Source organism: Streptomyces roseoverticillatus (assembly GCF_000719265.1).
Classification (GTDB): domain Bacteria; phylum Actinomycetota; class Actinomycetes; order Streptomycetales; family Streptomycetaceae; genus Streptomyces; species Streptomyces roseoverticillatus.
Genome location: NZ_JOFL01000021.1, coordinates 111,928 through 134,818 on the forward strand (window position 1 = coordinate 111,928; position 22,891 = coordinate 134,818).

The 22,891-nt window shown below is 73.9% G+C and carries 21 protein-coding genes; 7 read left to right on the forward strand and 14 right to left on the reverse strand.

Annotated elements, in window-relative coordinates; genetic code table 11:
* The first annotated feature begins 98 nt into the window (after positions 1 to 98).
* From IF61_RS0124580 to IF61_RS0124590, 4 genes are all read left to right on the forward strand, one after another.
* Positions 99 to 1,892 carry an FAD-dependent monooxygenase gene (locus IF61_RS0124580; protein WP_078660462.1) on the forward strand — a complete coding sequence of 598 codons (1,794 nt, stop codon included), beginning with the start codon at positions 99 to 101 and terminating at the stop codon, positions 1,890 to 1,892.
* Positions 1,893 to 1,924: 32 nt separating this feature from the next.
* Positions 1,925 to 2,011 (forward strand): putative leader peptide, encoded by an 87-nt coding sequence (locus IF61_RS37610; RefSeq protein WP_342668021.1) that lies wholly within the window; start codon positions 1,925 to 1,927, stop codon positions 2,009 to 2,011.
* A 96-nt stretch (positions 2,012 to 2,107) separates the two neighbouring features.
* Complete coding sequence (locus tag IF61_RS0124585; protein ID WP_030368703.1) at positions 2,108 to 2,650, forward strand: cupin domain-containing protein; 543 nt, start codon at positions 2,108 to 2,110, stop codon at positions 2,648 to 2,650.
* Positions 2,647 to 3,042, forward strand: a complete 396-nt coding sequence (locus IF61_RS0124590; RefSeq protein ID WP_052392995.1) for a rhodanese-like domain-containing protein — start codon at positions 2,647 to 2,649, stop codon at positions 3,040 to 3,042. The genes IF61_RS0124585 and IF61_RS0124590 overlap by 4 nt, the downstream gene beginning before the upstream one ends.
* Before the next feature lie 256 nt (positions 3,043 to 3,298).
* Here IF61_RS0124590 and recX read toward each other — a convergent pair whose 3' ends face one another.
* The 4 genes from recX to IF61_RS0124610 all read right to left on the reverse strand — a co-directional run bounded on the left by recX (position 3,299) and on the right by IF61_RS0124610 (position 6,674).
* Positions 3,299 to 3,925 (reverse strand): recombination regulator RecX, encoded by a 627-nt coding sequence (recX, locus tag IF61_RS0124595; protein WP_030368704.1) that lies wholly within the window; start codon positions 3,923 to 3,925, stop codon positions 3,299 to 3,301.
* A 3-nt stretch (positions 3,926 to 3,928) separates the two neighbouring features.
* On the reverse strand, positions 3,929 to 5,056 hold the full coding sequence (recA, locus tag IF61_RS0124600; protein ID WP_030368705.1) for a recombinase RecA: 1,128 nt from the start codon (positions 5,054 to 5,056) through the stop codon (positions 3,929 to 3,931).
* Between the two features lie 217 nt (positions 5,057 to 5,273).
* A complete protein-coding gene (locus IF61_RS0124605) occupies positions 5,274 to 6,416 on the reverse strand; it encodes an AI-2E family transporter (RefSeq protein WP_245684598.1) in 1,143 nt (380 codons plus the stop codon).
* Positions 6,417 to 6,479: 63 nt separating this feature from the next.
* Complete coding sequence (locus IF61_RS0124610; protein ID WP_030368707.1) at positions 6,480 to 6,674, reverse strand: DUF3046 domain-containing protein; 195 nt, start codon at positions 6,672 to 6,674, stop codon at positions 6,480 to 6,482.
* A gap of 79 nt (positions 6,675 to 6,753) precedes the next feature.
* On the opposite strand from IF61_RS0124610, the gene IF61_RS0124615 reads away from it, so the two are divergent.
* The 3 genes from IF61_RS0124615 (at position 6,754) to IF61_RS0124625 (ending at position 13,468) form a co-directional block, all read left to right on the forward strand.
* Positions 6,754 to 7,674 (forward strand): hypothetical protein, encoded by a 921-nt coding sequence (locus IF61_RS0124615; RefSeq protein WP_030368708.1) that lies wholly within the window; start codon positions 6,754 to 6,756, stop codon positions 7,672 to 7,674.
* 189 nt (positions 7,675 to 7,863) lie between these two features.
* Positions 7,864 to 12,612, forward strand: coding sequence for an ATP-dependent helicase (locus IF61_RS0124620; RefSeq protein WP_030368709.1), 4,749 nt, complete (start codon positions 7,864 to 7,866; stop codon positions 12,610 to 12,612).
* Between the two features lie 34 nt (positions 12,613 to 12,646).
* Positions 12,647 to 13,468, forward strand: a complete 822-nt coding sequence (locus IF61_RS0124625; RefSeq protein ID WP_030368710.1) for a DNA-formamidopyrimidine glycosylase family protein — start codon at positions 12,647 to 12,649, stop codon at positions 13,466 to 13,468.
* On the opposite strand, the gene IF61_RS34495 is transcribed toward IF61_RS0124625, so the two are convergent.
* From IF61_RS34495 to IF61_RS0124670, 10 genes are all read right to left on the reverse strand, one after another.
* Positions 13,398 to 13,733, reverse strand: a complete 336-nt coding sequence (locus IF61_RS34495) for a hypothetical protein (RefSeq protein WP_078660463.1) — start codon at positions 13,731 to 13,733, stop codon at positions 13,398 to 13,400. The genes IF61_RS0124625 and IF61_RS34495 overlap by 71 nt on opposite strands.
* Positions 13,734 to 13,890: 157 nt before the next feature.
* Complete coding sequence (locus IF61_RS0124630; RefSeq protein ID WP_157848656.1) at positions 13,891 to 14,103, reverse strand: hypothetical protein; 213 nt, start codon at positions 14,101 to 14,103, stop codon at positions 13,891 to 13,893.
* An 85-nt stretch (positions 14,104 to 14,188) separates the two neighbouring features.
* Positions 14,189 to 14,659 carry a Dps family protein gene (locus IF61_RS0124635; RefSeq protein WP_030368712.1) on the reverse strand — a complete coding sequence of 157 codons (471 nt, stop codon included), beginning with the start codon at positions 14,657 to 14,659 and terminating at the stop codon, positions 14,189 to 14,191.
* A gap of 165 nt (positions 14,660 to 14,824) precedes the next feature.
* Positions 14,825 to 15,208 (reverse strand): helix-turn-helix domain-containing protein, encoded by a 384-nt coding sequence (locus tag IF61_RS0124640; protein ID WP_030368713.1) that lies wholly within the window; start codon positions 15,206 to 15,208, stop codon positions 14,825 to 14,827.
* 94 nt (positions 15,209 to 15,302) lie between these two features.
* Positions 15,303 to 15,851 (reverse strand): CinA family protein, encoded by a 549-nt coding sequence (locus tag IF61_RS0124645; protein WP_078660464.1) that lies wholly within the window; start codon positions 15,849 to 15,851, stop codon positions 15,303 to 15,305.
* Entirely contained in the window at positions 15,848 to 16,477 is a 630-nt protein-coding gene (pgsA, locus tag IF61_RS0124650; protein WP_030368715.1) for a CDP-diacylglycerol--glycerol-3-phosphate 3-phosphatidyltransferase, read from the reverse strand. Before pgsA ends, IF61_RS0124645 begins: the two co-directional genes overlap by 4 nt.
* Positions 16,474 to 17,958, reverse strand: coding sequence for a 30S ribosomal protein S12 methylthiotransferase RimO (gene rimO, locus IF61_RS0124655; protein ID WP_030368716.1), 1,485 nt, complete (start codon positions 17,956 to 17,958; stop codon positions 16,474 to 16,476). The genes pgsA and rimO overlap by 4 nt, the downstream gene beginning before the upstream one ends.
* A 128-nt stretch (positions 17,959 to 18,086) precedes the next feature.
* Positions 18,087 to 18,917, reverse strand: coding sequence for a helix-turn-helix domain-containing protein (locus tag IF61_RS0124660; protein WP_030368717.1), 831 nt, complete (start codon positions 18,915 to 18,917; stop codon positions 18,087 to 18,089).
* 199 nt (positions 18,918 to 19,116) lie between these two features.
* Positions 19,117 to 21,897 carry a DNA translocase FtsK gene (locus IF61_RS0124665; protein WP_030368718.1) on the reverse strand — a complete coding sequence of 927 codons (2,781 nt, stop codon included), beginning with the start codon at positions 21,895 to 21,897 and terminating at the stop codon, positions 19,117 to 19,119.
* Between the two features lie 162 nt (positions 21,898 to 22,059).
* Positions 22,060 to 22,746 (reverse strand): response regulator, encoded by a 687-nt coding sequence (locus tag IF61_RS0124670; protein ID WP_030368719.1) that lies wholly within the window; start codon positions 22,744 to 22,746, stop codon positions 22,060 to 22,062.
* Between the last annotated feature and the right edge of the window lie 145 nt (positions 22,747 to 22,891).

The following is a 22,891-nucleotide window of genomic DNA, read 5'->3' on the forward strand; positions in this document are numbered from 1 at the left end:
GTTCCCCCCGTCGGACCCCATACATCCCGTACGCCCCGTACGTACCGTGGAGCCCCGGGCAGGGATCTCGGCCGCAGCGGATGCCCGGGAGCCGTGTCGTGGACCCGGTGATCGTCGTCGGGGCCGGCCCGGTCGGCCTCACCCTCGCTCTCTGCCTGGCCCGCCACGAGGTGCGCGTCGTCCTCCTCGACGAGACCCCGGCCGACGGCCCCGCGCCCGACGAGAAACGGCTGGCCCGGACGGCCGTGCTCGGCCCGGACACCGCCGCCCTGCTGGAGCGGCTGGGGTGCGCCACGGAGGAGGGCGCCCGGTGGACGGGCTGGCGCACCATGCGGCGCCGCTCGGCGGTCACCCGGTTGTCGTTCACGGCTCCCGGGGCGGCCCCGGCGAACGGCAAGGCTGAGGGCGCGGAGGAGGCCGGGCCGTCGCCGCTGCATCTGCCGCAGCACGTCCTGACGCGGGAGCTGCGGGCCGCGCTCGCCCTCGAGGACAAGGTGCGCGTCGTCCGTGCCGGCCGCCTGGAGACGCTCCGGCAGGACGCCTACGGCGTCACCGCGCAGCTCCGCGGTGACAACGGTCCGACCTGGCGGGGAAGTTACCTCGTCGGCTGCGACGGCGCCCGGTCGACCGTGCGCAAGCTGCTCGGCGCGCGCTTCCCGGGGCGGACGGCCGTCGAGCGGTACGCGGTCGCCGCGCTCCGGGCCGAGCTGCCGTGGCCCGGCGAGGCCGTGCTGCACCGGTCGCCCGCACGGGGCGGCGAAGTGACGGCCCGCCCCCTGCCGGACGGCGTCTGGCGGCTGGACTGGCCCCTGCCGCCCGGCGGCGAGCTCGTCACCCCCGAGGCGCTCCTCACCCGCGTGCGCGACTCACTGGCCGGCTGGTGCGGCGACGTGCCGGAGTACGAGCTCCTGGACACCGGCGTGCACACCGTCCACCACCGCCTCACGCGCCGGATGCGCACCGGCCGCGCCTTCCTCGCCGGGGACGCCGCCCACCTGCTGGGCGCGCTCGGCACGCAGGGCCTCGACGAGGGGCTGCGCGACGCCGAGAACCTGTCCTGGAAGCTGGCCCTCGCCTGGCACCACGGTGCCTCCGAGACGCTGCTGGACAGCTACCAGGCCGAGCGGCGCGGGGCGGTGGGGGCGCGGCTGCGCGCCGCCGACCGGGCTCTGCCGGCGGTACGGGGCGCAGGGGGGTGGAACAACGTGCGCCGCGCGCTGCTGCCGGGCGCCCTGCGCGGGCACGACGAGTTGCTCACCGACGGCCACGTCGGGCGCGGGCAGCTGGGCGCGCCCCCCTCGTACACCGGGACGCCCCTGGCACCCGCGGCACCGCCCGCCGGGTCCGTCGTGGTGGCCACACCCCTGGGGGCCCCGGCCGAGAACGTGCGGGTGACCGCCCCGGACGGCTCGCGCGTACCGCTGCGGGAACGGCTGGGCGGCGACCTCCTGGTGCTCCTGACCGCACCGGGCAGCGGCGTGTGGGAGCGCCGGCATTGGGCGGACGCCGGCCTCATGCCGCAGCTGGAAGCCGCCGTCAGCGCCCTCCCCGTGCGCGCCGAACTGCTGGTCACCGACGAGTACCCGGGCGCTCCCGCCCACACGGTGCTGGTGGTGCGCCCGGACGGGCACCTGGTGGCGGCGCTGGCAGGGGTGCGGCCCGCAGAGCTGTACGCGTGCGCGGACGCCGTACGGGGCAGGGCCGTGGACGAGGACCGGGCCGGCGACGCCGTACGGGCCGACCGCGGACGAGCAGACGGCATGCAGTCCGGCGGAACTCAGGCCGGCGGCTCCGAGGCCTCGGCAGCGGGAGCGGCTCCGGGCGGCAGTGGGGGCCCAGGGGGCGCGCATGCGCCGGAGGAAGCCCCCAGCGAAGCCACGGCCAACCGTTGACCCGCACCGACCGCCATGATTGACTACTGAACGTGACTGACAGCGGCGCGCACTTCTGGCGGAGGGTCCATCTGGACCTGCTCCGCTACGCGGGCTGCGTCTGTCGTCCGTCCTGCTGATCCGCATTCCCTTCGCGCGGCCTGCGTGTGCGCTCTGTGCGCCGGCCGCCGCGCGCTCCTTCGCGATCACTCAGGACGGTCCTTGTGTTCCTTCCCCTGCCCACACCCGTGCCCGGTTCCTCCCCGGTCTCCTCCGGCGCCCCGGGCGCGCCCTCCGAGGCGGACCTCCTCGCCTTCGCCCGGCGCGCGGCCTCCGACACGCAGCTGGTCTCCTCCCTCCCGCTGGATCCCGTGGGCCGCACCTGGATGCGGCTCAATGGACCGGGTGACAGCGAGGCATGGCTGATCGGCTGGCCGCCGGGCAGCGGCACCGGCTGGCACGACCACGGCGGTTCGCACGGCGCGCTGGCCGTCGCGGGCGGCGTGCTGACGGAGCACTCGCTGGCGGCCCCGATGCCCACGGACGGCTGGAAGACCCTGGAGCTGACGGACGGCATCGACCGCGAACGGCGGCTCTCCGAGGGGCAGGGCCGGGCCTTCGGCGCCCACCACCTGCACCAGGTGCTCAACGCCTCGGCGGAGCAGCACGCGGTGTCCGTGCACGCGTACTACCCGCCGCTGCCCCTGATGCGGCGGTACGGCCGCAGCGGGCAGGTGCTGCGGCTGGAGCAGGTCGAGTGGCCGCAGGAGTGGGCGTGAGGGTCGAGGAGCTGCTGGCGGCCGCCCGCGAGGGCCTGGACCGGCTCGGCCCCGCCGGGGCCGCGGCCGCTCAGGCCGGGGGCGGGCTGCTGGTCGACATACGCTACGCGGCCCTGCGGGAGCGCGACGGGACCATCCCGGGAGCGCTCGTGGTGGAGCGCAACGAGCTGGAGTGGCGGCTCGACCCGCAGTGCGAGCACCGCGCGGCCGAGGCGACCGGGCACGACCTGCTGGTGGTCGTGGTCTGCGACGAGGGGTACGCGTCGAGCCTGGCCGCGGCCTCCCTGCGCCTGCTGGGCCTGCACCGCGCCACCGATCTGGCGGGCGGCTTCCAGGCCTGGCGCGCGGCGGGGCTGCCGGTGACGCTGGGCGCGGCCGCGCAGGCGCCGTAGCACCGGGCCGGCAGGGCACGCCCGTGCCGCCGACCGGGACGCGTCGTCATGCGCCTGCGGGCCCTCGGCGCCGTGACGCCGCCGGGGTGGCGCAGCACGGCCTCGCCGGCCTGCCGGGCCATGGCGGCGGCCAGGCCGTCAATGGCCCGCCCGTCTCGCGGTGGGCGAGCTCCCGGTCCAGGCCGCCTCCGGGACCTCGTGACGGCGCGCCGGGCCCGCCCGAGGCCGGGGACGCCGTGCCCCTCGCAGGCCGGGCCTACGTATCCGCCAGGTGATCCAGCAGCTCCGGGTCCTCGCCCTCCTCCTCCAGCGCGCGGCGCACCACACGCAGGGCGAGGCCCTCGGAATAGCCCTTGCGGGCCAGCATCCCGGCGAGGCGGCGCAGCCGCTTCTCGCGGTCCAGCCCGCGGGTGGAGCGGAGCTTGCGCTCGACCAGCTCGCGGGCGGTGTGCTCCTCCTGCTCGGCGTCGAGCCGGCCCACGGCCTCGTCGATCACCGCGGAGTCCACGCCCTTGGTGCGCAGCTCGCGTGCGAGGGCGCGGCGGGCCAGGCCCCGGCCGTGGTGCCGGGACTCGACCCAGGCCCCGGCGAACGCCGCGTCGTCGATCAGGCCCACGTCCTCGAAGCGGGAGAGGACCTCCTCGGCGACCTCGTCCGGGATGCCCCGCTTGGCCAGGGCGTCCGCGAGCTGCTTACGGGTGCGCGGGGTCCCGGTGAGCAGGCGCAGGCAGATCGCCCGCGCCTGCTCCTCGGGCCGCGGCGGCGCCCCGGTGTCCCCGGCCCTCGACGAGGAGGGGGCGCCACCGCCGGTACGGTCGTCCACGTCCGGCCCCGGAGGGTCTTCCCCGGCGCCCGGCCGGGGGTGCTCCCATCGCCGTGTCATGGATCAGCTCTTGGCAGCCGTGGCCTTGGCCGCCTTCGCCGTGGACTTCGCCGCCGGGGCGGGCACGGACTTGGCCGGGGCATCCCCCTCGGCACCGGCCGCGGCCGCGCCGGGCTCGCCCTCCGGAGCCTCGGACGCGCCGCCCACGCCCAGCTTCGTCTTGATCTTCTTCTCGATCTCGTCGGCGAGGGCGGGGTTGTCCTTGAGGAAGTTGCGGGCGTTCTCCTTGCCCTGGCCGAGCTGGTCGCCCTCGTACGTGTACCAGGCGCCGGCCTTGCGGACGAAGCCGTGCTCCACGCCCATGTCGATCAGGCCGCCCTCGCGGCTGATGCCCTGGCCGTAGAGGATGTCGAACTCGGCCTGCTTGAAGGGCGGCGCGACCTTGTTCTTGACGACCTTGCAGCGCGTGCGGTTGCCGACGGCCTCGGTGCCGTCCTTCAAGGTCTCGATGCGGCGGATGTCGATGCGCACCGAGGCGTAGAACTTCAGCGCACGGCCACCGGTCGTGGTCTCCGGGGAGCCGAACATCACGCCGATCTTCTCGCGGAGCTGGTTGATGAAGATCGCGGTGGTCTTGGACTGGTTGAGCGCGCTGGTGATCTTCCGGAGCGCCTGGCTCATGAGCCGGGCCTGGAGGCCCACGTGCGAGTCGCCCATCTCGCCCTCGATCTCCGCGCGCGGCACCAGGGCCGCCACGGAGTCGATGACGATCAGGTCGAGCGCGCCGGAGCGCACCAGCATGTCGACGATCTCCAGGGCCTGCTCGCCGTTGTCCGGCTGGGACAGGATGAGGTTGTCGATGTCGACGCCGAGCTTCTTGGCGTACTCGGGGTCGAGAGCGTGCTCGGCGTCCACGAAGGCCACCGTGCCGCCGGCGCGCTGTGCGTTGGCCACGGCGTGCAGGGTCAGGGTCGTCTTGCCGGAGGACTCCGGGCCGTAGACCTCCACCACACGGCCGCGCGGGAGACCGCCGACGCCGAGGGCGACGTCGAGGGCGGTCGACCCGGTGGGGATGACCTCGATCGGCTCGTTCGGCCGCTCTCCGAGGCGCATCACGGCACCCTTGCCGAATTGCCGTTCAATCTGTGCGAGCGCGGCGTCCAGCGCCTTCTCGCGGTCGGTGCCTGCCATGGGTTCCACCCGGTTTGCTTGAGTCGATCGCTTCACGTCCACGACGCTAACGCCTGCCACTGACAATGCGCCCGGGCGTCGCTCCGGCCTGTGGATAACCCGGCCCTTCGAGGGGCCCGGGAAGCGGTTCCGCACACGGCTCCACAGCGCCGGAAAACCCATAAGAATGGATGTTCGATTTTGCTGTCAAGCGCGCCACTCCGGGCCCACCGCCCTGTCAGCCCCCCGTCTCTCCCACCACCCCCGTCACCTCGTACCGCCTCACGTACGCGCTCAGGAACGCCTGCAGTGTCGCCGCCGCCGGAATGGCCACCAGCGCCCCCACGGCACCGAGCAGGGCGGCGCCCGCGACCACCGAGCCGAAGGCGACGGCAGGGTGGATGTCGACGGTCCTGGCGGTGATGCGCGGCTGCAGCACGTAGTTCTCGAACTGCTGGTAGACCACGACGAAGCCGAGCACCCAGACCGCGTACCAGGGGTCCACTGTGAAGGCCAGCAGCACGGGCAGGGCGCCCGCGAGGTAGGTGCCGATCGTCGGGATGAACTGCGAGACGAAGCCCACCCAGATCGCGAGGGCGGGCGCGTAGGGCACCCCCAGGATCACGAGCAGCACGTAGTGGGCGATGCCGGAGATCAGCGCCATGAGGGCGCGCGAGTAGATGTAGCCGCCGGTCTTGGCGACGGCGAGCTCCCAGGCGCGCAGCACCTCGGCCTGCCGGCGGGGCGGCAGCACGGAGCACAGGGCCCGGCGCAGCCGGGGCCCGTCCGCCGCGAAGTAGAACGAGAACAGCACCACGGTCAGCAGCTGGAACAGCCCGCCCAGGACGGTGGCCGAGACGTCCAGGACGCCGCTGGCGCTGCTCTTCACGTACCGCTGCAGCCAGTCCGAGCGCAGCAGGCTCTCCTGGACCTGCACGCGGGACAGGCTCGTGCGGAACACCCGGTTGACCCACTTGATGACCGCGTCGAGGTACGAGGGGAAGTTCTCGACCATGGTCACGATCTGGTCGGCGAGCATCGAGCCGAGCAGGGCGAAGAAGCCCGCGACGACGACGGTGACGGCGAGGAAGACCAGGCCCGTGGCGAGGCCGCGGCGCAGGCCGCGGGCGGACAGCCGGGACACGGCCGGCTCGATGGCCAGGGCGAGGAAGAAAGCGATGAGGATGTTCAGCAGCAGCCCGATCAGCTGCTGGAAGGCCCAGACCGCCAGCATGAAGCAGGCGACCAGGGCGAGCGCCGACACCATGGCGCGGGGCAGCCAGGGCGGCATGCCGACGGCGGGGCCGGGCGGAGGCGGCGGGCCGGGCGGAGGCGGCGGGGCGGGTGGGACGGGCTCTTCCGGAACGGGGTCGTCTGCCACGCCGTAAGTGTGGCCTACCGGGCGAAGCAGAAAAACGGAATCCCGTGGCGGCGGCGCGGTATGTCAGCGTCTGTCGTCGGGGATCTCCAGCGCCCGGCACACCGCGCGCCACACGTCCTTGGCGTTCCAGCCGGCGTCCAGCGCCTCGTGCACCGTCCTCCCGCCCAGCTCGGACATCACGTGGTCGCGCGCGAAGGAGTCGGCGTACGCCGCGCCGAAATGATTCGCCATCCGCTGCCAGAAAACCGTCAACCGCATGCGCCCAGTATCCCGCCCCTGAGGGTGCTGCCCGCCATGAGCCGCTGACCGGGGACGTTTTCCGGCCTACGGTCGGTGCATGGCCCGATCCGGAACATCCCCCGCAGTCCGTGCCGAACAGTTCATCTGGCTCACCGCCCGCGTCCTGGAACAGCGGAGATTCGCCTTTCACTTCCTGGACGGCGGCCCCGACGCCGTGGAGGCGGCCCTGGCCGCGTACCTCGGCGAGGACGGCGGCTACGGCTTCGCCCTGGAGCCGGATCTGCGCGGCCCCGTGAGCCAGCCGCTGCACACCGCCCACGCCCTGCGCGTCCTCGACGAGATCGGCCGCTGCGGCGACCGGCGCATGGAGCGCGTCTGCCGCTATCTGACGGCCGTCTCCACCCCTGACGGCGCGCTGCCCGCGCTCCACCCCTCGCTGCGCGGCTACCCGGCGGCCCCGTGGACCCCGGTGGTGGACGACCCGCCGAGCGACCTCCTGGCCACCGGTCCCGTGGTGGGCCTGCTGCACCGCAACGAGGTGTGGCACGCGTGGCTGTTCCGGGCCACCGACTTCTGCTGGGCCGCGGTGGAGGCCCTCGGGAGCGGCGCGAGAACTCACCCGTACGAGGTGTCGGCGGCGGTCGCCTTCCTGGACGGGGCGCCGGACCGGCGGCGGGCGCAGGCGGCGGCCGAACGGCTCGGCCGGGTCGTCCGGGAGCAGCGGCTGGCGGTCCTGGACCCCGCGCGGGTGGCCGACTACCCCGTCCCGGAGGGCTACGCACCGGGCGAGCACCACTACCCGCACGACTTCGCGCCCACCCCGGACTCGTCGGCCCGCTCCTGGTTCACCGACAAGGAGATGGAGCGGTCGCTGGACTTCCTGGCCGCCTCGCAGCAGGAGGACGGCGGCTGGCCGGTCCGCTGGCGCGAGTGGGCGCCCGGCACCCGCCTGGAAGGCCGGCCGATGGTGACCCTCACCGCACTGCTGACCCTGCGCGCCTACGACCGCGCCGTGTGACGCCCGCCCGCCCCTCATCCGGGCACCACGCCCCAGCCGATCACCACCGCCCCGTCCGCGACCGGCGCCTCATGCGCCCGGCCGCCACCGCCCCCGCACCGGGCCGCTACCGCCCCATGCACCCACCCCTCACCAGGACTGACCTGCGGGTCCGGGGCATTGTCAGTGGCGCGGTGCACGATGGGTGGCATGGCTGACGAGACGGCGACCGGTGCGGCGGCGGATGCGGGCGGGGCTCTCGCGGGGTTCTCCCCGGCGACCCGAGCCTGGTTCACGGGGGCCTTCAGCGCGCCCACGGCGGCGCAGGCCGGGGCCTGGCGCGCGATCGGCGAGGGGTCGGACGTCCTCGTGGTCGCGCCGACGGGGTCCGGCAAGACCCTCGCCGCCTTCCTCGCCTCGCTGGACCGGCTGGCGAGCAGCCCGCCGCCGGCCGAGACCAAGAAGCGCTGCCGGGTGCTCTACGTGTCCCCGCTCAAGGCCCTCGCGGTCGACGTGGAGCGCAATCTCCGCAGCCCGCTGACCGGCATCCGGCAGGCGGCCGTGCGGCTGGGGCTGCCCGAGCCGGAAGTGCGCGTCGGGATCCGCTCCGGCGACACCCCGCCGGCCGAGCGCCGCGCGCTCGTCAACCGGCCGCCGGACATCCTCATCACGACACCCGAATCGCTGTTCCTGATGCTGACGTCCGCCGCCAGGGACGCACTGGCGGGCGTGGAAACGGTCATCCTCGACGAGGTGCACGCCGTCGCCGGCACCAAGCGGGGCGCGCACCTCGCCCTGTCCCTGGAGCGGCTCGACGCCCTGCTGCCCCGCCCCGCGCGGCGCATCGGCCTGTCCGCGACGGTCCGGCCGGTGGACGAGGTGGCCCGCTACCTCTCGCCGCAGCGGCGGGTGGAGATCGTCCAGCCACCGTCCGGCAAGGAGTTCGACCTGTCGGTGGTCGTCCCGGTGCAGGATCTGGGGGAGCTGGGCGCCTCGCCGGTGCAGGACGGCGGGGAGGGCAAGGACAAGCCGTCGATCTGGCCCCATGTGGAGGAGCGCATCGCCGATCTCGTCCAGGCGCACCGCTCCACCATCGTCTTCGCCAACTCCCGCCGCCTGGCCGAGCGGCTGTGCAACCGGCTGAACGAGATCGCCTACGAGCGCGCCACCGGCGAGTCCCTGCCCGAGCACCACTCCCCCGCCGAGCTGATGGCCGAGTCCGGCGCGGCCAAGGGGGCGCCGCCGGTCCTCGCCCGCGCGCACCACGGCTCGGTCTCCAAGGAGCAGCGCGCCCTGGTCGAGGAGGACCTCAAGGCGGGCCGGCTGCCCGCCGTCGTCGCGACCTCCAGCCTGGAGCTGGGCATCGACATGGGCGCGGTGGACCTGGTCGTCCAGGTCGAGTCGCCGCCGTCGGTCGCCTCCGGGCTGCAGCGCGTCGGCCGCGCGGGCCACCAGGTCGGCGCCGTGTCCACGGGCGTCGTCTTCCCCAAGTACCGGGGAGACCTGGTGCAGGCGGCCGTGGTGACCGAGCGGATGCGCTCGGGGTCCATCGAGTCGCTGCGGGTGCCCGCCAATCCGCTGGACGTCCTGGCGCAGCAGATCGTCGCCATGGTCTCCGTCGACACCTGGGACGTGGAGGAGCTCCTGGCCCTGGTGCGGCGGGCCGCCCCGTTCGCCTCGCTGCCCGAGTCCGCCTACACGGCGGTGCTCGACATGCTCGCCGGGCGGTATCCGTCCGACGCCTTCGCGGAGCTGCGGCCGCGCCTGGTGTGGGACCGCGTGGCCGGCACGGTCACGGGGCGCCCGGGCGCGCAGCGGCTGGCCGTCACCTCCGGCGGCACCATTCCCGACCGCGGCCTGTTCGGTGTCTTCCTGGCCGGAGCCGACTCCAAGGACGGCGCCAAGGGCGGGCGCCGGGTCGGCGAGCTGGACGAGGAGATGGTCTACGAGTCCCGCGTGGGCGACGTCTTCACCCTGGGCACCACCTCCTGGCGGATTGAAGACATCACGCGCGACAGGGTCCTCGTCACCCCCGCCCCCGGCGTCCCGGGGCGGCTGCCCTTCTGGAAGGGCGACCAGCTGGGCCGCCCGCTCGAACTGGGCCGGGCCCTGGGCGCGTTCTTGCGCGAGGTGGGCTCCGCCGGGCCGGACGCCGCCCGCGAGCGGCTGACGGCCGCCGGGCTCGACGCCTGGGCGGCGGACAACGTCCTGGCCTACCTGAGCGAGCAGCGCCAGGCGTGCGGGCACGTCCCGGACGACCGGACCATCGTCGTGGAGCGCTTCCGCGACGAGCTGGGCGACTGGCGCGTCGTGGTCCACTCGCCCTTCGGCGCGCAGGTGCACGCCCCCTGGGCGCTCGCCCTGGGCGCCCGGCTCGCCGAGCGGTACGGCATGGACGCCCAGGTGATGCACGCGGACGACGGCATCGTGCTGCGGCTGCCCGACGCCGACCTCATGGGCCTCGACCTGCTCGACGCCGACCCCGCCGGCCAGGGCACGGAGTACGACGGCGAGCAGTCGCCCGTCGGCGCCGCGGACGTCACCTTCGACAAGGGCGAGGTCGAGGGGATCGTCACCGACCAGGTGGGCGGCTCCGCCCTGTTCGCCTCGCGCTTCCGCGAGTGCGCCGCCCGCGCCCTGCTGCTGCCCCGCCGCAATCCCGGCAAGCGCACCCCGCTGTGGCAACAGCGCCAGCGCGCCGCGCAGCTGCTGCAGGTGGCGAGCGAGTTCGGCTCGTTCCCGATCATTCTGGAGGCCGTGCGCGAGTGCCTCCAGGACGTCTTCGACGTCCCCGGCCTCACCGAGCTCATGGGCGACATCGAGGCCCGCCGCGTCCGGCTGGTGGAGGTGACCACCCCGGAGGCCTCGCCGTTCGCCCGCTCGCTGCTCTTCGGCTACGTCGCCCAGTTCCTCTACGAGGGTGACTCTCCGCTCGCGGAGCGCCGCGCCGCGGCCCTGTCCCTGGACTCGCGGCTGCTGGCCGAGCTTTTGGGCCAGGCCGAGCTGCGCGAGCTCCTCGACGCCGATGTCCTGGCCGAGCTGGAGCGCGAGCTGCAGTGGCTCACGGACGACCGGCGGGCCAAGGACCCGGAGAGCGTCGCCGACCTGCTGCGCCTCCTCGGGCCCCTGACCGACGCCGGACTGGCCGCGCGCGGCGCCGAACCGGCCTGGGTGCGGGAGCTCGCCGAGGCCCGCCGCGCCATCCGCGTACGGATCGCCGGAGAGGACCACTGGGCCGCCGTGGAGGACGCGGGACGGCTGCGCGACGCCCTCGGCACTGCCCTCCCCGTGGGCGTCCCCGAGGCCTTCACCGAGCCCGTCAAGGACCCGCTGGGCGACCTCCTCGCCCGCTTCGCCCGCACCCACGGCCCCTTCGCCTCCGCCGCGGCAGCGGCACATTTCGGCCTGGGCACCGCCGTCACCGACGGCGCGCTCCACCGCCTCATGGCCGCCGGCCGCGTCGTCCAGGGCGAGTTCCACCCCTCCGGGATCGGCCAGGAGTGGTGCGACGCGGCGGTGCTGCGCAGGCTCCGCCGCCGCTCCCTCGCCGCGCTGCGGCACGAGCTGGAGCCCGTGCCGCCCACCGCGCTGGCGGCCTTCCTCCCGCAGTGGCAGCACGTCGGCACGCACAGCCTGCGCGGCGTCGACGGGCTGCTGCGCGCCGTCGAGCAGCTGCAGGGCGCGCCCGTCCCGGCGTCGGCCCTGGAGAAGCTGGTGCTGCCCGGCCGCGTACGGGACTTCACCCCGGCGATGCTCGACGAGCTCACCGCGGCGGGCGAGGTCGTGTGGGCCGGCGCGGGCGCCCTCCCCGGCAAGGACGGCTGGGTGTCGCTGCTCCTCGCCGACGCGGCCCCGCTCCTGCTGCCCGCGCCCCACCCGCTGGAGCTCTCGCCGCTCCACCAGGCAGTTCTGGAAGCGCTCTCCGGGGGCTACGGCCTGTTCTTCCGTCAGATCGCCGAGCGGGTCCGTGCCACCGTGCCCGACGGCACGGAGCCGCAGATCGCGGACGCCGTCTGGGACCTCGCCTGGTCCGGGCGGCTCACCAACGACACCCTCGCCCCGCTCCGCGCCCTCCTCGGCTCGGGACGGACGGCGGGCTCGACGGCGCACCGCGCCAAGCGCGCGGTCCCGCGCGGCCGTTACGGCTCCTTCACGTCCCGCGGCGGCCTGCCCACCACGCCGACCGCTTCACGCAGCGGGCCGCCCACGGTCGCCGGCCGCTGGTCCCTGCTGCCCGCGCGCGGGGCCGACCCCACGCACCGCGCCCACGCCCTGGCCCGCACGCTCCTCGACCGGCACGGCGTGGTCACCCGGGGAGCCGTGGCCGCCGAGGGCCTCGAAGGCGGCTTCTCCGCGGCGTACCGCGTGCTGTCCGTCTTCGAGGAGAGCGGCCAGGCGCGGCGCGGCTATGTGGTGGAGGGCCTGGGCGCCGCGCAGTTCGCCATGGACGGCGCCGTCGACAGGCTGCGGGCCGCGAGCACGGCCCGCGACCGTGCCGCCGGCGGCCCGGCCGAGGCGCCCGGGGCCCCCTGGGAGGACCCGTCGGCCGCCCCCCGCCGCAGCCGGGCCGTCGTCCTCGCCGCCGCCGACCCCGCCAACGCCTACGGCGCGGCCCTCTCCTGGCCCGAGCCGCCCGCCGGGGCGGCCCACAAGCCGGGGCGCAAGGCGGGCTCCCTGGTCGTCCTCCTCGACGGCGCCCTCGCGCTCTACATGGAGCGCGGCGGCAAGACCCTGCTGGCCTGGCCGCAGCAGGAGGGGGCGGAAACCGCGGACGCCGACGACGCGGGGCTGCGAGAGGCCGCCGAGGCGCTGGCCGGGGCAGCCCGGGCGGGCGCGCTCGGCACCGTCACGGTCGAGCGCATCAACGGCGCCTCCGCCCTCTCGTCACCCCTGGGGCCGCTGCTGGAGGCGGCGGGCTTCCACGCCACGCCCAAGGGCCTGCGCCTGCGCGCGCCCTGAGCCGGAAGCCGGCCGAGGACAGGAAGAGGAGCACATGCCCGAAGGAGACACGGTCTGGCGCACCGCGCGCGAGCTCGACCGCGCCCTGACCGGCGGCCCGCTCGTCCGCTCCGACCTGCGCGTCCCCGCGCTCGCCACCGTGGACCTCACCGGCCGCCGGGTCACCGGGGTCCTCCCGCGCGGCAAGCACCTGCTCACGCGCGTGGAAGGCGGCCTCACGCTCCACTCGCACCTGCGGATGGACGGGGCCTGGCGCGTCTACGCCACCGGTGAGCGCTGGCGCGGCGGCCCCGGGCACCAGATCCGCGCCGTGCTGGCAACCGCCGACCGCACGGCCGTGGGATACCGCCTCCCCGTCCTGGAGCTGCTCCGCACCGCCGACGAGCACACCGTGGTCGGCCACCTCGGCCCGGATCTCCTGGGCCCCGGCTGGGACGCACAAGAGGCGCTGCGCCGGCTGCTCGCCGACCCCGGCCGCCCCGTCGGCGAGGCCCTGCTCGACCAGCGCAACCTCGCGGGCATCGGCAACGTCTACAAGTCGGAGCTCTGCTTCATGCTCCGGCTCTCGCCCTGGCTCCCGGTCCGCGACGTCCCGTCGCCCGAGCGCCTGCCCGCCCTCGCCAGGAAGCTCCTGGAGGCCAACAAGTCGCGTGCTGCCCGCATCACCACGGGCGACCCTCGCCACGACCACCGCATGTGGGTGTACGGCCGCGCGGGACGGCCCTGCCGCCGCTGCGGGACGCCGCTGCGCACGGCCGGGCAGGGGGACGCGGGCCGCGAGCGCGTCACGTACTGGTGCCCTGCTTGTCAGCCCGGCCCGGGCCCCGCGGGGCCCCCGGGCGGCGGGGACGATTGATCCGAACGAGTGAAGCCCCCAGCTTCCGCAGGCATCCACCCCAGCCCTCCCCGGCCGCGCGCCGCCGCCAGGGGGCGCAGTGCACCGGCAGCAGGCTCAGCCCCCAGCCGCCCGCGAGGACGAGCCCGTCGACGGCCGCGGGCCGCCCCGGCTGCGTGAGCAGGCGCAGCAGCGCCCACCACCACACACCGCCGGCGACGAGCGCTGCCACCCGCCCCAGCACGGCGTACGGCCTGCGGCAGCCCCAGAGTTCACGCCGGACCATGGCTGCCTCCTTCGGCCGACGCTAGACCGGCTTCCCCTGGGCATGGCAGAGCGCACCGGGAACCGGCGGCGGCGCGCTGCGGGCCCGTACGCGCCCCGCGGCACCACGGCCTGCAGGCGGCCCGCAGCCGGGCAGGTACCCACGGCCGGGCCCGCGGTCAGCCGGGGGCCTCGCCCCGCAGCCCCGCCAGGTCCCGCTCCAGCTCCGTAATCCTCCGGTCGCGCTGGTGCAGGTCGGCCATCAGCCGCTGCTCCCCCTCGTGGGTGCCCTCCTGGTACACCCGGCGTACGAAGGCCCCGGCGGTTGTCCGGTCGAGGTCCGTGAGCACCATCAGTTCGTTCGTGAAGCGGATCACGGGGTGCTCTTCCATGCCCCCAGGAGAGCGCGGCCGGGGCGCGGCCGCCACCGGAGAGCGCCCCGTACGGTAAAGGTCCCCCGCGGCATCGCGGGCAGGCTCAGGCGTTCTCCGCCTGGAACATCCAGTGGTGCTTCTCGAGGTCTCCGGTCAGGCCGATCAGGAGGTCCTGGGTGACCGGGTCGGGCTCCTCGGTGGCGCGGATGCGCTCCCGCATCCGGGTGATCACGGCGCCGAGCGCGGAGACGAGGGTCTGCACGGCCTCGGTGTCCCTGCACCAGCCGCCGCCGACCGGGTCGATGCCGCTGGTCTTCGCGACGGTCTCGGCGCGGCCGTCGGGCGCGATGCCGAGGGCGGAGGCGCGCTCGGCGACGGTGTCGGCGTGCACGCGGGCGCTCGCCACGACCTCGTCCAGCTGGAGGTGGATGGAGCGGAAGCGCGGGCCCACAACGGTCCAGTGCACCTGCTTGGCCACCAGTGAGAGGTCCACGAGGTCGACCAGGGCGCCCTGGAGGGCGTCTCCGACGGTCTTGCGGTCGTGCTCGGGCAGCGAGCTCTTGACGACAGACATCCAGATTCTCCCCATCTCAATGGTTTGACCCGTTTGTTCCGTGTTGTTCGTCTTTTTATCCGCCTTCCCGTCGGCCCGCCATCGCACACCACCGCAAAACGGGCGGCTCCCGGAAACGCGAAATCCCGGTCGGATGTCCGACCGGGATTTCGTGGATAACGCCTGTCAGGCCGCGACCACGTCGACGGCCTCGGCGGGAGCCTTGATCGTCACTCGCTCCCCCGGCACGCCCGTCACGGACGTCACGGACACCGCATTGAACATCGGCCGCATCGGCGCGGGTACCGGCTCGCTCGCCGCTGCCGACTGCGCCAGCTCGGCGAGCGACAATTCATCGCTGACCTCGCGCATGACCTCGGACATCCGTACGTCCAGAGCGTCGCAGATTGCGGAGAGAAGCTCGGAGGACGCCTCTTTCTGCCCCCGCTCGACCTCGGAGAGGTAACCGAGCGAGACCCGGGCGGATGAGGAGACCTCGCGCAGAGTGCGGCCCTGGCGCTGGCGCTGCCGACGCAGCACGTCACCCAGCAGGCGACGGAGCAGAATCATCGGTGGCTCCCTCCTTGGACCGCGAATCCGGATCCTTCACGCCCCACCGTACCGCCTCGGGCTCCGGCCGTGCGGGGAGCTATGTCGTGTTCACTCAGGGCTGCAAACATCCATTCCCCCCGTTGTGTTCCGTATCCTTTGCGCCCACGTTTTCCGTCAGTTCGTTCAGCAGCAGTTCCAGCACCGCGCGGACGCTTTCCGACCGGATCCGGGAGCGGTCCCCGTCCAGCGACAGCTCCCGCACCCGCGTGCGGCCGCCCGGCCCCGCGGCGGCCACGAAGACCGTCCCCACGGCCTTGCCGTCCTGGGTGTCGGGACCGGCGACGCCGGTCGTCGCGAGCCCCCAGTCGGCGCCCAGCAGCGTCCGCACGCCGCGGGCCATCTGCCGGGCGACGGCACCGTCGACGGCACCGCGCTCGCCGAGCAGCTCCTCCTCGACGCCCAGCACCGAGGTCTTGACGTCGGTGGCGTACGCGGTGACCGAACCGCGCACCGCGCGGGAGGCGCCCGGCACCGCGGTCAGCCCGGCCGCGACCATCCCCCCGGTGAGCGACTCGGCGGCGGCCACGGTCTCACCACGCGCCACCAGGGCGGCCAGGACCGCAGATGCCGTCAGGGCGCACGCGTCGCTCGCCGCACTCATCGGCCCGCGGCCCCCACGGCCCGTCCGGCCCGCCGCAGGACGACGGCCTGCCGCACGTAGTCGAGCCCGGTGGCCACCGTCAGCACCACCGCCACGGCCATCACCCAGAAGCGGGCGGTGGCCAGCAGACCGGTCAGCGCGAGGATGTACATGCCCACGGCGACCCCCTGGGCGAGGGTCTTCATCTTGCCGCCGCGGCTGGCCGGGATCACGCCGTGCCTGATCACCCAGAACCGCATCAGCGTGATGCCGATCTCGCGGAAGAGGATCACGCCGGTGACCCACCAGGGCAGGTCGTCCAGCGCGGACAGGCAGATCAGCGCCGCACCCATGATCGCCTTGTCCGCGATCGGGTCGGCGATCTTGCCAAAGTCCGTGACCAGGTTGTACGTCCGGGCCAGGTGGCCGTCGAACAGGTCGGTGATCATGGCGACGGCGAAGGCCGCCCAGGCGAAGGAGCGCCAGGCCGGGTCGTAGCCGCCGTTGTGGAGCATCAGCAGGACGAACCCGGGCACGAGCAGCAGCCGCACCATGGTGAGGATATTGGCGATGTTCCACAGCCCGGCCGGCCGTGCGGCTGCCGCCGGGGCATGGCCTCCGGTGGCGGAGGCCGGGACTCCGGTCATCTGCCCGCCTCCTCGGTACACCCTCCGTCGCCGAGCGGTTCGGCGATGAGGTCGACACCCTCGCTCGCCACCACCTTGGCCACGACCATACGACCGGGGACGAGCTCCGGGCGGGTGCCGAGCAGGACCTGCCCGTCGGTCTCGGGCGCCTGGTGGGCGGCCCGGCCGACGACGCCGTCCTCCTCGTCCACGCGGTCGACCATCACCTCAATGGTCTCTCCGATCCGCTCCTCGGCGCGCTGCGCGGTCAGCTCCTCGGCGAGCCGGGAGATGTGCGCGAGGCGCTCGGCGACGGTCTCGGGGTCGAGCTTGTCCTCGTACGTGGCCGCTTCGGTGCCGTCCTCGTCGGAGTAGCCGAAGACGCCGATGGCGTCCAGGCGGGCCCCGGTCAGGAAACGTTCCAGCTCAGCGACGTCGTCCTCGGTCTCGCCGGGGAAGCCGACGATGAAGTTGGAGCGGGCGCCGGCCTGCGGGGCCTTGGAGCGGATCGTCTCCAGCAGCTCCAGGAAGCGGTCGGTGTCACCGAAGCGGCGCATGGCGCGCAGCACGCCGGGGGCGGAGTGCTGGAAGGACAGGTCGAAGTAGGGCGCGACCTTCTCGGTGGAGGTCAGCACGTCGATCAGCCCCGGGCGCATCTCCGCGGGCTGCAGGTAGCTGACCCGGATCCGCTCCAGGCCGTCGACGGCCGCCAGCTCGGGCAGCAGCGTCTCCAGCAGGCGGATGTCGCCGAGGTCCTTGCCGTAGGAGGTGTTGTTCTCCGAGACCAGCATGACCTCCTTGACGCCCTGCTCCGCGAGCCAGCGCGTCTCGCCGAGCACGTCGGAGGGGCGGCGGGAGATGAAGGAGCCGCGGAAGGACGGGATGGCGCAGAAGGAACAGCGCCGGTCGCAGCCGGAGGCGAGCTTCACGGACGCGACGGGGCTGGTCTCCAGCCGGCGGCGCAACGGCGCCCGCGGCCCGGAGGCCGGCGCCACGCCCTCGGGCAGGTCGGCGGGAGCGCTGTCCTGGGCGTCCTGAGCGTGGCCGGGCAGGGCGACCTCGGCGGCCTGCCGCTCCGCAGGGCTGATCGGCAGCAGCTTGCGGCGGTCGCGCGGGGTGTGGGAGGCGTGGACGCCGCCGGAGAGGATGGTCTGGAGCCGGTCGGAGATGTCGGCGTAGTCGTCGAAGCCGAGCACGCCGTCGGCCTCGGGCAGCGCCTCGGCGAGCTCCTTGCCGTACCGCTCGGCCATGCAGCCGACGGCCACGACGGCCTGCGTACGACCATGATCCTTGAGGTCGTTGGCCTCCAGCAGGGCGTCGACGGAGTCCTTCTTAGCGGCTTCGACGAAGCCACAGGTGTTGACGACGGCCACGTCGGCGTCGGAGGCGTCCTCCACGAGGTCCCAGCCATCCGCCGCCAAGCGGCCTGCCAGCTCCTCCGAGTCCACCTCGTTACGGGCGCAGCCAAGTGTGACAAGAGCGACGGTACGGCGTTCGGGCATAGGGCTCAGCCTACTTTGTCCCGGGGCCGCTTCCGCTGCCGAGTATCCCGGCGGGGCCGTGACGGCACGAGAGAACGATCACCCGGAGAGGTGCCCTCCGGTTGTCCGTGACCACCCTCCGTCGCAGGTCAGCCCGCTACGGGGTCGCCCTTGGTGTAGCTGAGGCGCTGGACCTGGCCGTTGTCGCCGACGTTCTTGACCTCCTTGCCGTTCACGAACAGCCGAACGGCGCCCGCATTGCCGAGGACGAGATCGATCCGGGTGGGGTCGGTGAAGGTCTTGGCCTCGCCCTGCTTGAGGACGCCCTCCTCCAGCAGCCGGCCGTTGTGGTCCTTGGCGGACATCCAGGTCTGGCCGTTCTCGGCGGCGAGCTTGACCGTGACCTTGTTGGCCGGGACGCCGGCGATGGCTCCGCCGCCGGGCTCCCGCTTGGGGTCGGCCGGCTTGCCGGACGGCGGCTTCTTGCTCGGCGAGGCGGGCGGCTTCGCGGAGGGCGATTCGGCCGCGACGGAGCCGCCCGTGCTCTGGGAGCCGCCGTTGAAGAGCGTGAAGCCGACGAAGCCGACGACGGCCACGATCGCGGCGACCATCGCCGCCGTCCAGTTGGGCCGGCGGGGCTCGGGGCGGATGCGCTCGGCGTCGAAGAGGGGTGCCGCGGGGGTCGGCGCGGGGCGCCCGCCGCGCTCGGCGTCGTAGCGCGCGATCAGCTCGGCCGGATCGAGGCCGACGGTGACCGCGAGGGTGCGGATGTGCCCACGTGCGTAGACGTCGCCGCCGCAGCGGGAGAAGTCGTCCTGCTCGATCGCGTGCAGGATCGGGATGCGTACTCGGGTGGTGGAACTGACCTCGTCGACGGTCAGTCCGGCGCTGATTCGGGCCTGCTGGAGGACCCGGCCGATCGACGGCCGGTCGTCTGCGGGGATGTCCCCGCCGTCTGCGGAGGAGTTGCCGATGGACACGTGGGCGCCTTTCGAGCGTGTAGCCACCTGCTGGGAGTTCAGTCTAGGGGGGATACGAAAGCCGCGGGCAAGCCGGAAGCCGGACTTTGTACGCCATCAGATGATTCTGCGGCGCCGACGGTGGGACATCGGATCGCCCCCCTTTCTCAACTCGACACGCCGTCGAGAGAAACGGTCGGGCAGGAAACTTAAGGCCCCGTCAGGCCCCGCCGTCCCCACGGATCACCGCGAGCACCGCGTCCAGCTCATCGGGCTTGACGAGGACGTCGCGGGCCTTGGAGCCCTCGCTCGGGCCCACGATGCCCCGCGACTCCATCAGGTCCATGAGTCTGCCCGCCTTCGCGAATCCCACACGCAGTTTGCGCTGCAGCATCGAGGTCGACCCGAACTGGGTGGAGACGACCAGCTCCGCGGCCTGGCACAGCAGGTCCAGGTCGTCGCCGATCTCCTCGTCGATCTCCCTCTTCTTGGCCGTGCCCACGGTGACGTCGTCCCGGAAGACGGGCGCCATCTGGTCCTTGCAGTGCTGCACGACGGTCGCGACCTCGGCCTCCGTGACGAAGGCGCCCTGCATGCGGACCGGCTTGCCCGCGCCCATGGGCAGGAAGAGGCCGTCACCCTTGCCGATCAGCTTCTCGGCGCCCGGCTGGTCGAGGATGACGCGGCTGTCGGCGAGCGAGGAGGTGGCGAAGGCGAGCCGGGAGGGCACGTTCGCCTTGATCAGGCCGGTGACGACATCGACGGACGGGCGCTGGGTGGCCAGGACGAGGTGGATGCCGGCGGCGCGCGCGAGCTGGGTGATGCGCACGATCGAGTCCTCGACGTCCCGCGGGGCGACCATCATCAGGTCCGCCAGCTCGTCGACGATGACCAGCAGATAGGGGTACGGGGAGAGCTCGCGTCCGCTGCCCTCCGGAGGAGTGATCTTGCCCGCCCGGACGGCCGCGTTGAAGTCGTCGATGTGCCGGAAGCCGAAGGCCGCCAGGTCGTCGTAGCGCAGGTCCATCTCGCGGACGACCCACTGCAGGGCCTCGGCCGCGCGCTTGGGGTTGGTGATGATCGGGGTGATCAGGTGCGGGATGCCCTCGTAGGCTGTCAGCTCGACGCGCTTGGGGTCGACGAGCACCATGCGGACCTCGTCGGGCGTCGCGCGCACCATCAGGGAGGTGATGAGGCAGTTGATGCACGAGGACTTGCCGGAGCCGGTGGCGCCCGCGACGAGGATGTGCGGCATCTTCGTCAGATTGGCCATCACGTAGCCGCCCTCGACGTCCTTGCCGAGCGCGACGAGCATCGGGTGGTCGTCGCCCGCGGCGTCGGCCAGGCGGAGCACGTCCCCGAGGTTGACCATCTCCCGGTCGGTGTTCGGGATCTCGATGCCCACGGCGGACTTGCCGGGGATCGGGGAGATGATGCGCACGTCCGGGCTGGCGACGGCGTAGGCGATGTTCTTGGCGAGGGCGGTGATGCGCTCGACCTTGACGGCCGGGCCCAGCTCCACCTCGTAGCGCGTGACCGTCGGGCCGCGGGTGAAGCCGGTGACGGCGGCGTCGACCTTGAACTCCGAGAAGACGTTGGTCAGCGCGGCCACTATGGCGTCGTTCGCGGCGCTGCGCGCCTTGCCCGGCCCGCCCCGCTCCAGCAGGTCGAGCGTGGGCAGCGAGTAGGTGATGTCGCCGGAGAGCTGGAGCTGCTCGGCGCGCGCGGGCAGGCCGGAGCCCGCCTCGGGGGCGGGCGCGGCCTTGGTGAGGTCCGGCACACCCTTGGTGAGGTCGGGGACGCCCTGCATGCGGTCCGCGGCCCCGGGCTCCTTGCCGCGGCCCCGCGCACCCGGCACCGCGCCCGGCTGCCCGGTCTCCTGCCCGATGCCGCTGCTGAGCCCGGCGACGAGCGGGGTGGGCGGCACTCCGTGCAGCACGGCCCCGTCGAGCGCCGCGGCGGCCGCGGCCGCCATGTCCACGGCGTCGGGCTCGCGGCCGGACGGGGGCTCCACGGGCCCGCCGGCCTGCCGTCGCGGCTTGCGCCGCTTGCTGAGCGCTTCCTCCTCGGCCTGCTCCGGATCGAGGGCCTCGCCGGCGGCCCGTCGCGTCGCAGCGCGGCGGGGGCGCGCGGGAGGCTCCTCGCGCCAGTCGTCGACGTAGTCCGCCCCGTAGCCGTCGGCGTCCTCCCCCTCGTACTCGCCGGGGAGGGGCTCGACGATGCCGAGGCGTATGCCGAGCTGCCGCAGCCGGCGCGGGATGGCGTTGACCGGGGTGGCCGTGACGACCAGCAGACCGAAGACCGTGAGCAGCACCAGCAGCGGTACGGCGAGGACCTCGCCGACCGTGTAGACCAGGGGCTTGGACGCGGCCCAGCCGATCAGCCCGCCCGCGTCCTGCAGGGCCTGCGAGCCGTCGCCGCGGCCCGGGGAGCCGCAGGCCACGTGGACCTGCCCGAGGACGCCGACGACCAGCGCGGACAGGCCGATGACGATCCGTCCGTTGGCCTCGGGACGCTCGGGGTGGCGGAAGAGCCGGACCGCGATGATGCCGAGGAGTATCGGCACGACGAGGTCGAGCCGCCCGAACGCGCCGGTGACGAGCATGGTCACCAGATCGCCGACCGGGCCCTCCAGGCTGGACCACGTGCCCGCGGCCACGATCAGGGCGAGGCCCAGCAGGAGCAGCGCGAGGCCGTCCTTGCGGTGGGCCGGGTCGAGGCCCCGCGCACCGCGGCCGACGCCGCGGAAGAGCGCGCCCACGCCGTGTGCCACGCCCCGCCCCACGCGGCGGACGCCGCCGGGAGGAGCGGGCGCACGCTTGGGGGCCCGCTTGGCCGCGGCCTTCTTCGCGGGCGGCTTGCGGGGCGGCGCCTTCTTGGCGGGCGCCCGGCCCGCGGGCCTGGGCTGGGACTTCTTGGCAGCGCTCCCCGAGCGCCCGGCACGCTGCTTCGAGGTGCCCGCCGCGCTCTGGGAACCCTTGCCGGACGTACGTGAGGCCATGGTGCCGAGATTACCGTTGCCGGGCGCGAGGGACACCCGCGCCCCGGCGTTCACCCGTTCGTGTCGGAGCCCTGTGATTCCAAGGGTGACGCGGCGTCAAAGCACCGGCCGGGGAGCGAAAGCCAAGGGCGGTGAGCCGAAGGCCGGGATGGGGCAGGAGGGTCAGCTGGAGGCGGGCAGCGGGCTCGCCCCGCTGCCGGCCCCGGGCTCCAGGGCGTCCAGCGCCCGCCGCAGCCCGGTGAGTTTGCGCTCGAGGTGGGCGGCGGTGGCGACCGCCGCGGCATCGGCGGACTCGTCCAGCTGCTTGGTGAGCGCCTCGGCCTGCTCCTCGACGGCGGCGAGCCGCGCCGACAGCTCGGCGAGCAGCCCCGCGGGCTCCTGGGCCGCGGCCGCGCCCGTACGCCCCGACTGGCCGTTCTCCAGCTGCAGCCGCAACAGGGCCGCCTGCTCGCGCAGCTGGCAGTTCTTCATGTACAGCTCGACGAATACCGAGACCTTGGCGCGCAGCACCCACGGGTCGAAGGGCTTGGAGATGTAGTCCACCGCGCCCGCCGCGTAGCCGCGGAAGGTGTGGTGCGGGCCATGGTTGATGGCGGTCAGGAAGATGATGGGGATGTCCCGCGTGCGCTCCCGCCGCTTGATGTGCGCCGCGGTCTCGAAACCGTCCATGCCAGGCATCTGGACGTCCAGCAGGATCACCGCGAAATCGTCCGTCAGCAGCGCCTTGAGCGCTTCCTCCCCTGACGATGCCCGTACCAGTGTCTGATCGAGCGCTGAGAGGATCGCCTCCAGCGCCAGCAGATTTTCCGGCCGGTCATCGACCAGGAGGATCTTGGCCTTCTGCACCATGGCCCGTCCTCCTCGCCCCGGCAGTGCACCGGGCGCCGCCCCAGGGGACGACTCCCTTGCGCCGCCCGTCCTTGTGCCGGTCATGGTAGCCGCACCCCGCCGGTCGCCACACCCTGTCACCGCGATGTCACTGTGCACGTAGCAG

Coding starts and splice junctions, on each gene's coding strand:
- IF61_RS0124620 (WP_030368709.1), top strand. CDS start 7,864: ATGGCTGACGAGACGGCGACCGGTGCGGCGGCGGATGCGGGCGGGGCT.
- IF61_RS0124635 (WP_030368712.1), bottom strand. CDS start 14,659: ATGTCTGTCGTCAAGAGCTCGCTGCCCGAGCACGACCGCAAGACCGTC.
- rimO (WP_030368716.1), bottom strand. CDS start 17,958: ATGCCCGAACGCCGTACCGTCGCTCTTGTCACACTTGGCTGCGCCCGT.
- IF61_RS0124615 (WP_030368708.1), top strand. CDS start 6,754: ATGGCCCGATCCGGAACATCCCCCGCAGTCCGTGCCGAACAGTTCATC.
- IF61_RS0124645 (WP_078660464.1), bottom strand. CDS start 15,851: ATGAGTGCGGCGAGCGACGCGTGCGCCCTGACGGCATCTGCGGTCCTG.
- pgsA (WP_030368715.1), bottom strand. CDS start 16,477: ATGACCGGAGTCCCGGCCTCCGCCACCGGAGGCCATGCCCCGGCGGCA.
- IF61_RS0124665 (WP_030368718.1), bottom strand. CDS start 21,897: ATGGCCTCACGTACGTCCGGCAAGGGTTCCCAGAGCGCGGCGGGCACC.
- IF61_RS0124630 (WP_157848656.1), bottom strand. CDS start 14,103: ATGGAAGAGCACCCCGTGATCCGCTTCACGAACGAACTGATGGTGCTC.
- IF61_RS34495 (WP_078660463.1), bottom strand. CDS start 13,733: ATGGTCCGGCGTGAACTCTGGGGCTGCCGCAGGCCGTACGCCGTGCTG.
- recA (WP_030368705.1), bottom strand. CDS start 5,056: ATGGCAGGCACCGACCGCGAGAAGGCGCTGGACGCCGCGCTCGCACAG.
- IF61_RS0124625 (WP_030368710.1), top strand. CDS start 12,647: ATGCCCGAAGGAGACACGGTCTGGCGCACCGCGCGCGAGCTCGACCGC.
- IF61_RS0124670 (WP_030368719.1), bottom strand. CDS start 22,746: ATGGTGCAGAAGGCCAAGATCCTCCTGGTCGATGACCGGCCGGAAAAT.
- IF61_RS0124610 (WP_030368707.1), bottom strand. CDS start 6,674: ATGCGGTTGACGGTTTTCTGGCAGCGGATGGCGAATCATTTCGGCGCG.
- recX (WP_030368704.1), bottom strand. CDS start 3,925: ATGACACGGCGATGGGAGCACCCCCGGCCGGGCGCCGGGGAAGACCCT.
- IF61_RS0124640 (WP_030368713.1), bottom strand. CDS start 15,208: ATGATTCTGCTCCGTCGCCTGCTGGGTGACGTGCTGCGTCGGCAGCGC.